Consider the following 10,429-nt stretch of genomic DNA (forward strand, 5'->3'; position numbering starts at 1 on the left):
TTTCAGCGTATCAAGAAGTCGACCAATTGTTAGCGGCATAGGCTACAACCACTAAAAACAGTCACTTTGATTTACGCTTAATTTCAACTTTGCACCAGAACCCCCTACTTGCCTTCTTTACCCATACTTTATTATAGAATCAATTATTAGCCGATTTATTAGAAAGGGTTAATAAGCTTCTTTGGGTGCGCTTTTGCACTTCCGAACCGGATCTGCACCCCGATTTAAGAAGTTCGTTCTTCACCCCATTTTGGCCCCTTTTTTGGTCGGGGCGTTACACTTTTTTCAAAAAAATCGCTTTAGGGGCTTGCCAACTTAAATAAAGTTCGCTAAAATTGGGAAAAATAAATAAGAGAAAAATGAGAAAGACGAGTAGGTCGTTGATTTGTCCAGTGAGTCAGGGCTAGTGGAAACCTGACCAACCCTCTGCGATTGAATAACACTTTCGAAGATTACTAACCCAAATGCATTGCAAAGTAGGCTTAGTCGTGACCGGAACGTTACCACCGGATGAGTATGTTTGTACTCAATGAAAAGTGGGCTAGTAATACCCTAGCCAACTTGGGTGGTACCGCGGAAATAAGTCTTTCGTCCCTTGTCAAAAGCAAGGGGTGAAAGGCTTATTTTTTTCATCCACGGTTTAACCTCAAAGGAGACTTTACAATGTGCGGATTTTTAGCTGTTGATTCTAAGGAATTTGATTTAACGACCTTTTGCGACGCCCTGGAGAAAAACGTTGACCGCGGCCCGGACATGACCGAAACCGTCGAAGAAGACGCAGTGATGTTTGGTTTCAACCGCCTGGCGATCATGGACCTGTCCGATGACGGGATGCAACCCTTCAAGGACGAAGATTGCACCCTGGTCTGCAACGGGGAAATCTATAACTTCTTACAGCTCAAAGAGAACTTAAAAGACGACTTCACCTTCCAAAGCTCTAGCGACTGCGAAGTTTTAATCCCACTTTACCGTAAGTACGGACTGGACACCATGTGCAAGATGCTCGACGCCGAATTTGCTTTCGTCTTATACGACAAGGTGGCCAAGAAGGTCGTGGCCGGACGTGACCCGATCGGGATCCGGCCAATGTTTTACGGCTACACCAAGGAGAAGGGCGAAATCGCCTTTGGTTCCACGGCCAAGACCCTAATGGACTTGTGCGACCAAATCTTCCCGTTCCCACCGGGCCACTACTACGACGGCGAAAAGTTCGTTACCTACCGCGACCCGGCCATGGTTACCCGGATGCACACGCCAAGTTTTGCAGAAGCCACGACCGGCATCCGCGATTACCTGGTCAAGGGGGTGGAAAAACGGCTCCACGCTGACGCTCCGGTCGGCTACCTGTTGTCCGGGGGGCTGGATTCCTCACTTGTTTGCTCGATCGCGTCTAAGTTAATGCCGGGCAAAAAGTTACGGACCTTTGCGATCGGGATGGACCGCAACCCGATCGATCTCAAGTACGCCCGCGAAGTTGCCGACTACTTAGGCACTGACCACACCGAATTCATCATGACTCGCGACGATGTTTTAGGGGCGCTGCGTGAGGTTATTTATACCCTGGAAACCTGGGATATTACGACCATCCGGGCTTCGATCGGAATGTACCTATTGTGCAAGAAGATCCACGAAACGACCGACCTGAAGGTGATCCTGACCGGGGAATGTTCCGACGAAATGTTCGGCTACAAGTACACCGACTACGCCCCGAACGCCGAGGCCTTCCAAAGCGAATCGATGAAGCGGGTTCGTGAACTGTACATGTACGACGTGCTCCGGGCCGACCGCTGCATCTCGGCTAACTCGCTTGAAGGCCGGGTGCCGTTTGCCGACCTCGACTTCGTGGAATACGTGATGTCCTTAGACCCGGACATGAAGATGAACCACTACGACAAGGGGAAGTACCTGTTGCGGATGGCCTTTGCCGGACAAGACTACTTGCCAGACGACATCTTGATGCGGGAAAAGGCGGCCTTCTCCGACGCCGTTGGCCACTCCCTGGTCGACGACTTAAAGGAATACGCCGACGCCAAGTACACGGATGAAGACGTAGCCAAGGCCAGCGAAAAGTACGCCTACAAGGCACCATTTACCAAGGAATCCCTGCTCTACCGCGACATCTTTGAAGAATTCTTCCCGGGCAAGGCCGAATGGATCAAGGACTACTGGATGCCAAACAGCGACTGGGAAGGTTGTGACGTTGACGACCCGTCCGCTCGCGTCCTCTCCAACTACGGGGACTCGGGCAAGTAAGAAGTGCGACTAACCTCCTCGACGGGTCGTATGGCTAAGCTAGGGTAAAGGTTATCGCGGAACGCGGTGTTCTTTACCCGTACTTAGCTACTAGACCCGTGGTTAGGAGCACGTTATTGGAAGTGCGGACCAACCATAAGGCAGGCCGTGAGCTAAGCTAGAGGTACCGCGAGGACCATTACATTTCTAACTGAAACTAATTTAGGACCAATAAAACCAGAGCTGGCGGGGGCTCTGGTTCTTTGGAGTACTTTCAAGTTTCAGTTGAGACCTAAAACATGAAAGCCCGAAATGACGTGAATTATGCGTCATTCCGGGCTTCTTTTGAGCAAAATTAAACACAAGCAACGCCTTGGCAGTATACTTGAATCGACTAAAACCAAGATACAAAGGAGTGCTTGTGCAATGTCTATTATAGAACATCATCAAGAGGAATTGGATCTTTCTCAAACAATTCATGGGTTCTCTAAGTTGATTGGATTTTCTAAGCTTTCAACCCATGTATATGGTCGTCACCACGGTGAATTCTCACTGATTCAAATTATCGAATGGCTTCTAACGACAAAATTTCTTGGTCGTTCTTTATACCGGGCTCAGCCAAATCCACGGTTCACCACTCGAACTGTCCGCAATTATCTTAATGATGGCCGAACTAACTGGCAACGTTTGACCTGCATGATTGCCCAAGCACTGATCAAGTATCTACACCACTTTATTGATTCACGAAGACGCTTGACTTTTATTCTAGACGACACGCTTATTACACGTGATACCGCCAAACAGACCGAACTTTTAGCGCGTACGTTTGATCACGATAATGGCATCTATAAAAAAGGGTTCCGTGCGCTAACACTTGCCTGCAGCGTGCAGTTCGATGAGCATGTCTTTGAAATCTTGGTTGTACTTCTTAGCCATAACAGATCCTCCAGTAATCATACTTTGATGTTATTATACTAGATTCGCTGTCTCACTTTTGAGGGTAACACCATATCTAATGCCCAAGGTAGTGGCTACGGCCGAAACAATACATTGCTAACCCTTTGCCTGGCACAATATTCATCAGGTGTATCAAAAGTAGAGGCTTACGATTTTGCTGATCAATGGTCTTCAGCCCAATCAGATCCACTGAAAGACAATGAAGTTCGCACGATTGTACGTTCGGCTTATAGTGGACGCTACCAGGGGGCGAATATGGGTTACGTTCGTGAGCTATGCGCGCGTTACGCCCCACAAACAAAGATTATGAGCGGCTTACATGCTTGGAATCACGTCAAAAAGCCACGTGCTCAACGCAGCTACTCACATCAAGAGGAATGGCGTCGCGATTTGCTCAGTCTAATGAACCGCAGCACCGACTTGGTGAAAGGACATGCACGATTTACTTACCAGGCACTTCAAGATTCGCTTGGTATCAGCCGTCAATCATTACTTCGATTGTTGAATGAGATGCAATCCCAAGCAACTATTAGTGTTCGGCGTGTCTTAGGGCGTAATGGAGGGCTTTACTTAGCCACCGCTCGTATGATTGCCAAGTATGTTGGCTCTCAGCATACACTTAATTCCCCCCGTGTTGTTGAAGGGACAAGTGTGCCTCATACTGCATTAAAGATTACGATGCAGATGACACTACCTCCGATGCAAGACCGTCCGGATCCCGGTGGAACAGGCTAAATTAAATGTTCTCAATTGCCAATACATATGTCTAGTAAGGTTGGCGTGGCTCTTTGGTGTTGTACTTAGCTCTGTGTTATTTATGGCATATAAAAAAGCAGCCTTCCATTATTTGGCTGCTGCTTTGGGGGTAGGGTCATAGGATCTTTTTGGGGCGTGGACTGCCGTGGTTGGTGTTTTTTCAGCCCTTTGCAGGCTTGCTGAGCGTTACTGATCTTGAAGATTTTCTTGATGATGAATCGATTGGTAGTGTTTACTGGGGTTTTTGGTGGTGTGGTTGGAGCGTGATCTAATGCGGCCTGTGCGTGAGAGTTGGCCACTGATTGTTTTAATGTCTGATTGGTCACGTGTTTGCACGTTTAACGTGGCTAGGACGGATTGAAGGGTGTTTGTAAGCTGGTCGATTTCCCTACGCTGATGGGAGATTGTTGCGTCTTGCGTTTGTACAATCTTCAGGTAGGCGTCGCTTACCTCGCGCCAGGTCTTTGCAGCTTTTTCGCGCTCAATGTTATTTGCTACTTGGAGGGCGGCCACCTGCTTGAGTGCTTCGTCACGTTGATCTTTTACGTGATCGATTGCGCTCTTTCGCGTTCCCCCTTTGAGTGGTAGTGCTGTTCCAAGTTTTCGTATGGTTTCGCGTGTTAGCGGCGTGTGCAGGTCAATCTTGTATTGTTTCGCGCGTTTGTAGACGGTTTGTTTGCTGATTCCAAGGTACTTTGCCAGCAGTGTCACAGGTGGATTGGTTCCGGTGCTTTCAATGATGTTGAGTAGTGTTTCCATTTGTAATGCCATGTCGTCACCTCCAAATTAATTATAACCGTCAATGGTTGTGGTAACAAATATTTCAGTCAACTGTTGACTAGGAGTCGTACCAACTTATCCGGGTGTATTCATCTATTTCGCGTCAATGGTTGTATTTTAATTTATTAGTCAACCATTGACGGGTGTTGACTAAATTTTGTGATGACAACCATTGACATTGTAAGACGATTAGCGTATATTATAGACAACCATTGATAAAGATTTACACTTGGCGATATTTTGAACGTCCGCTGTGTGCCTGACCGTGCAGACGTTTTGACAAGTTTGTCTTGAGCCGTTTAAGACGGGGCGATCAGTGTCAACTAAAAACTGTTGGTAGATTTGCTATTTCTGCTTGATGACATCCGAAGCAAGGTGTATATTATAGACGTACAGAACGTATGTTCTCTACGATTCCCGGGAAGTTTGAATCTAGTTCTTTTTAGACAAAGACGTTGGGCGGTGAAAATCGTTGATATGGGTGGGATTACTTAAGGATCGATAGGTTAATTTTGCTAAGTTTTAAAATATTGCTTGCAAATTTTGCATGAAGGTGTAAATAATAGAGCCGTAAGTTCGAGTATTCTTAAAACAAAATAAAAAAACCGTGGCCCGACCCTTGTTCGCCAAAACTTGGGTATCGGGTAGGCGTGCGCGAACACACCCACTTCCACGGCTAGCCTTTTCAGGCTGTGGACTATTTTAGCACAGTTCTGCATAGCTTTGTAGCGGTTTAATTACCGTTAAGTAGCTGATATTGTGGATAAGTGTATAGTTACCAGTAGTCCGTTATACAATGAAAATGCAAGTCCAGGATCTTGGTGCATACCATGATTCTGGGCTTTTTATTTTGTTATAGCTGCTGAGAATGCTCGAGCTTCTTTCTGAGATTTTTAGGCCATATAGGCAGTTGTTTGTAATTTCTGGGCATTAAATTGGGAGAGTGAACAGCATGAGTGGGCGAGAACGCAGTAGGGGTTGGAATCGTCAAAAATACTATCTACGTAATGTTGGGCCATTTAGCATCCAAGAGCTGATTAGCCGGGCTATTATCGTTCGGACGCGAGATCAGGATGTCTACGTTAATCTACATAACGGACAGTTTGCTAGGCAATCGACACCTGGATTAACAGTATCGGCAACGCAAGCGTATCAAATGGCACAAATGGTGCTAAACTCAGAGGCGAAACCGATTGCAGTGGCAAAACGGCATTCGTTCTCCGAAGGTCACACTGATAATTTGCTGAGGCGGGTGGTGCTAGAACCCAAGGCTGATACAGCTATTGGCGGGTCAAAGCACTGAGGGTATGTACTAAATAACGGGAGCCGTGGATTAACGATCGACGGTTGCCGCGTTTCGATGAATTGATCATCCAGGCTTCAAGCGAAGTTGTGGATAACTCGTCGGAAAAGTTCTTTGACATTTGAGATAATTTCCTTGGGCGAACGGAGCTAAGCCGTTTCGCGTGCTGGCGTGTGACGCGCACCAAGAAGCCAATAAATAATGGACGTCTTAGCAGAAGCCCGCATGGTATCAGTTAATTCTAGCCGTGCGGCACACAGATAATCCTAATTGGGTTGTCTAGGTTGAGAGATTTCCGCGAAACTCTACACCAACGTAGCGATGCAGGTTAGGCTACGTACCCTGATCACGATAAAGGTGAGTGATCCAAAAACGATTGATATAAATATCCGTAAAAAACGGCACGGCGCTTTCGAGCGTCGCGATGAGCACAACAATCTGGCAAGTCGAAGTTTAGTAAGTCCGCTCAAGCGAAGGACGAAAAGGCTGTAAAGAGTATGACTGATGTGATTAGTAACGGTACTGAAGCTAAGCTTCCGCAAGCTGGTGACCGTCAGGAATCTTCTTTGGGTGTTCTTGGAGCAATTGCAATTGCGCTAAGTGCGCTATTAGGCTTGAACTTACGTAAAATCAAAGTCACTAAGTAGTTTGGTACTTTAATACCTAAGTATTCTAGTACTAAAGTGTCTAGGTACTTGAGTACTTAGACGGCTGCTGTCAGGCAATCAACAGATTGGCCGGGAGGCTCACGACCCCACAGCAGTTTAGCCAGCAACAAAATGCTGGTGAAGGTATTCTCCATTCCTTGATTTAGTTCCCCGGTCACCCCACCGGGGCTTTTTTTATACACTCCCAAAGTGTTGCTACCGTCAGGCTCCGCATGCGGCCTGCTGAGATTCGTGATCTCGCGGTAGTGTTAATAATAGCAACGGACAGATGCAGGAGGCACCCATGGAAAAAGAAAGAACTTTGTTTCTAGTACTTAGAGAGTGGCTACGAGGAAAGGGTTTCTCGGTTTACGGGGAAGTTAGTCATCTTGGATGCCTTGGCGCATACGCACGTGCGGATCTTATTGCTATTAAAGATAACCAAATCTATGCCTTTGAAACGAAGAATAACTTGTCACTAAAGGTTGTTGAGCAAGCAGCGAATTGGATCGGGTTAGTTAACCAGTCGTTTGTGGCGATTCCTAAGCCGAAGCAGCAAATTCCTGAAGCTACAGCAAGATTCTTACGTAAGAACGGAATTGGCTTGATTACCATTGACACTATGAAACCGAAAAATTCGTTAGTAGAAATTGCGTACCGTGATGGGATATGTAATTTTGCTTACGAAGGTAGTTGGATGACGAGCAGGCGTTTTCCAAAACGGGCGGTATCTGAATGGACCGTTGATAGTCTTGTCGAGATTGCCAAAGATCGGTACGAGTATCAGAACTACCCTGGTAGTGGGTCTGTGGAGATTGACTCCGTTTGGAATTGGGCGACACTCTCAGATAGCTTTGATCGGGTTATGAAGCCGAACGACGGCATCAATATCATGATCAAACCAATTTCGTACTTGATTGAAGATGAGGCGATTGCTGACTGGAAAGCTCACTTGGATGAAAAGATGATGCAGACAGTTGGTGGGTCAACGGCTGCTGAAGCTGACTATGTAACGGAGTATAAGCGATCGGTTGATCGAGTACTCAGCTATATCAGAGAGCATCCTGGTTGCAGCATTCGTGAAATTGCTGATTACTTCGAAAAAAATAAGCAGCTACCGAATTGGACAAGCCTTCAGTCCAACATCTATCAAGCACTAAGCCAAAATCAAAGAAGTCTTGAGATTAAGAAAGATCCCAAGTCGGGGGCCAACTTATACTATTCAATTTCAAAATAATGGAGTGATGGGAAATGACAGAAGTCAAATCAGAATCATCAGTTTTTGATGCTCTATCCAATAAGGTTTCATCATATATGGCGGGGAAGCATCTATCTGTGACAGGATTTTCAAGAAAAGCTGGTGTCGATCGAGGCGTGGTCTTTCGCCTGGTACGTGATCGAAAGCCAATTACGACTAACTCAATGCTCCGAATGGGCGCAAGTCTTGAGACACCAACGTATATAGTAATTGGGTACAACACCGGCAAGGTCTATTTTGTTGGAGCGCAGCATTCTGATTGCTCTCGTTGGATCAATAATCTTGCCCCTGATAGCAAAACAAAACGATTGGCGCCGCTTAGAAGCACAGAACCCTTGGAGATATTTAAGGAGAGTCATTTACACAAATTCATCCTTGGATAGCCTTGGAGGCTTCTGAACATGTGATAGTGCGCGCTTTAAGGGGGTAATCAGTCATGCCGGCTATTCGAGCAGAACCCTTCCATTATGAATGATGTTGTAAGACAGACTCCATAATGGAAGGAGTAGCAAATGTATGAAAATGAATAAGTATTTCAAGCGCCTCGCGTTGGGAGTTGCGCTTGCAGCGTCAGCGGGATTATCGCTGGCGCTTTTTTCGTCGGGTAACTCAGTTCACGCGGCGGCTACCTACTATGATCAAAGCTTTGATTCGCTAAAGTCCTGGTCGAAGGTAACAGTGCCAACCGCGGGGGACCGGATGTCTTCGGACTATAGCTTTATTCCAAACTTTATCGACGGTTCCACAACTATGAAAATTATTGGTTCTGGGACGCATTGGGGCGCAAGTAAAGCGCCAATGAGCAATACCAGTATCAAGCTAGACTCGTCGTTGAAGAAAGGCGATGCAGGCGCGCTTTATTCCGATGTTGGGACTTACCTAGGACAAAAGGTTGACTTGAAGATCACCTTGACCGATTGGATTCTCAATCAGCACACGGATGATTCAACTTATAACCTGGTGTCCTTTGCTAATGATCAAATCGGGATCAACACGACTGGGTCGGCCGTGGCAACGAAGTGGACGTTCCTAAAGCATGGAACCAATACCCCGATGAACATTTCTGGTTATTTCAGCTTCAACGATATTGATAACGGTGGCGTTGGAACTTCAAATATTGCTGGTCAGAACCAAAGTGAAAACCTTGCGTTTCCGTCTGCGACAATGGCGAAGTTCGATAATTTGTATGCCACAAGTGACAACAATCTGGTTTATCACGACTATGGATCATTCACGGACATTGCTTCCAACGACATTCAAGATAATGATGCCGATAAAAGCCAAGAACGTGACAATGCCATGATCACGGTGACGTTCAAGAATCAAAGCTCATTGGATATGGTTTGGTGGCCTGTATTCGCAGCGCCGAGCTTACCATTATCATCATTCAAGGAAATCTGGCCATCCGCTGCCAATTATAGCAAAGTGTCCTTTACGGATAATCTGAATGCCACTGACCAAGCCATTTCGTTGAACCCAAATTACACTTATAGCAACCCTGGTGCCTGGTTTGGTTTCACTTCGATCAAGCCAGTTCGTTCGGCAACGGTGGTTCCGGCAAAGACCGTCAGTGATGAGGATGAAAAGAATGTTCAAGCGAACACTCTCAGTTCGGCAACTGAAACCAACGAGTGGAAGATCACTCAGGTTATCCCAGGCGAATCAACAGGAACCTACTACACCGTTGCGTACCTGGCTGACAATATTGCACCAGTTTGGAACGTGAATAGTGTCAAGGTTACCAACGAGGCGGGGACTGACGTGACGAGCTGGTTTAACAACCTTGGAGCGGGAAACAACTACAAGCTCTCGGTTGCAGCAGCCAAGTTAAAGTCGAGTGATTTCTATAATCACACTTATACTTTTGATTTTAAGGCGACGCTGAAGCCGGGTGTTGATCTCAGCAGCTACCTCAATGCCAAGGGCGGCTACACATTCACCAACCAAGGTACGTTTACCACAGACACGGACACCAAGCCAACGAACACTGTCACCACGAATCTCAATTCTCAAGAAGTGAACCTTTTGAAGACGGATGCAAGTGGTAAGGCGCTCAGCGGGATCAAGTTTGCGCTGGCAGATACAGCAGCCAACGCCAAGGGTGGTAAGTATTTGAAGAAAGACACTGACGGCAATGCCGTTTATCCTTCTGACAATAACTACTCATCCTCATTAGCCGACTACACTGTGACTACTGGTGCAGACGGCAAAGCAACTTGGTCTGGTCTTTCAGCCGCCAAGGACGCTTCACAGACGTACTACTACGTTGAGTTAAAGACTGATTCGAGTCACCAATTGCTCACAGGCGTTGGTGCCGCTAAATCAGGGCCGACGGGCGCTGCACCAACCACGACCGTCACCAACAAAACCAAGATTCAATTACCATCAACTGGATCAACACAGAAAAAGGAGGCAATCATTATGATTGCAGTATTAATGTCCGTTCTCGTGTTAGCTGGTATCTCCTTACGCAAAGTAAGAATTCTCGGGGGGGGG

8 protein-coding genes, 1 pseudogene and 1 other annotated feature are annotated in these 10,429 nt (G+C 46.6%); of the genes and pseudogenes, 8 read left to right on the forward strand and 1 reads right to left on the reverse strand.

Annotated features, from left to right (window positions below; translation table 11 throughout):
- Nucleotides 1–350 precede the first annotated feature (350 nt).
- Nucleotides 351–599: a binding site (T-box leader), on the forward strand.
- Between the two features lie 64 nt (nt 600–663).
- The 4 genes and pseudogenes from asnB to FD01_RS10160 all read left to right on the forward strand — a co-directional run bounded on the left by asnB (nt 664) and on the right by FD01_RS10160 (nt 3,924).
- Nucleotides 664–2,253 (forward strand): asparagine synthase B, encoded by a 1,590-nt coding sequence (gene asnB, locus FD01_RS10150; protein ID WP_056964087.1) that lies wholly within the window; start codon nt 664–666, stop codon nt 2,251–2,253.
- 405 nt (nt 2,254–2,658) lie between these two features.
- On the forward strand, nt 2,659–3,210 hold the full coding sequence (locus FD01_RS10155; protein WP_054719569.1) for a hypothetical protein: 552 nt from the start codon (nt 2,659–2,661) through the stop codon (nt 3,208–3,210).
- 30 nt (nt 3,211–3,240) lie between these two features.
- Nucleotides 3,241–3,420 (forward strand): annotated as a pseudogene (locus tag FD01_RS16860) (primase C-terminal domain-containing protein); the annotation flags it as partial.
- Between the two features lie 24 nt (nt 3,421–3,444).
- Nucleotides 3,445–3,924, forward strand: coding sequence for a cyclic nucleotide-binding domain-containing protein (locus tag FD01_RS10160; RefSeq protein WP_225436212.1), 480 nt, complete (start codon nt 3,445–3,447; stop codon nt 3,922–3,924).
- A gap of 207 nt (nt 3,925–4,131) precedes the next feature.
- Here the strand turns inward: FD01_RS10160 and FD01_RS10165 are convergent, their stop codons facing one another.
- Nucleotides 4,132–4,716 (reverse strand): hypothetical protein, encoded by a 585-nt coding sequence (locus tag FD01_RS10165; RefSeq protein WP_056964089.1) that lies wholly within the window; start codon nt 4,714–4,716, stop codon nt 4,132–4,134.
- 1,809 nt (nt 4,717–6,525) lie between these two features.
- Here FD01_RS10165 and FD01_RS15755 point away from each other — a divergent pair.
- From FD01_RS15755 to FD01_RS16310, 4 genes are all read left to right on the forward strand, one after another.
- A complete protein-coding gene (locus tag FD01_RS15755; protein ID WP_082611839.1) occupies nt 6,526–6,675 on the forward strand; it encodes an LPXTG cell wall anchor domain-containing protein in 150 nt (49 codons plus the stop codon).
- 304 nt (nt 6,676–6,979) lie between these two features.
- Nucleotides 6,980–7,912 (forward strand): hypothetical protein, encoded by a 933-nt coding sequence (locus tag FD01_RS10175; protein ID WP_054719706.1) that lies wholly within the window; start codon nt 6,980–6,982, stop codon nt 7,910–7,912.
- A 14-nt stretch (nt 7,913–7,926) separates the two neighbouring features.
- Nucleotides 7,927–8,316 (forward strand): hypothetical protein, encoded by a 390-nt coding sequence (locus tag FD01_RS10180; protein WP_056964093.1) that lies wholly within the window; start codon nt 7,927–7,929, stop codon nt 8,314–8,316.
- A 133-nt stretch (nt 8,317–8,449) separates the two neighbouring features.
- Nucleotides 8,450–10,429: isopeptide-forming domain-containing protein (locus FD01_RS16310; protein ID WP_056964095.1), on the forward strand; the 1,980-nt coding region annotated here is incomplete at its 3' end.

Source organism: Lacticaseibacillus manihotivorans DSM 13343 = JCM 12514 (genome assembly GCF_001435035.1).
GTDB lineage: Bacteria > Bacillota > Bacilli > Lactobacillales > Lactobacillaceae > Lacticaseibacillus > Lacticaseibacillus manihotivorans.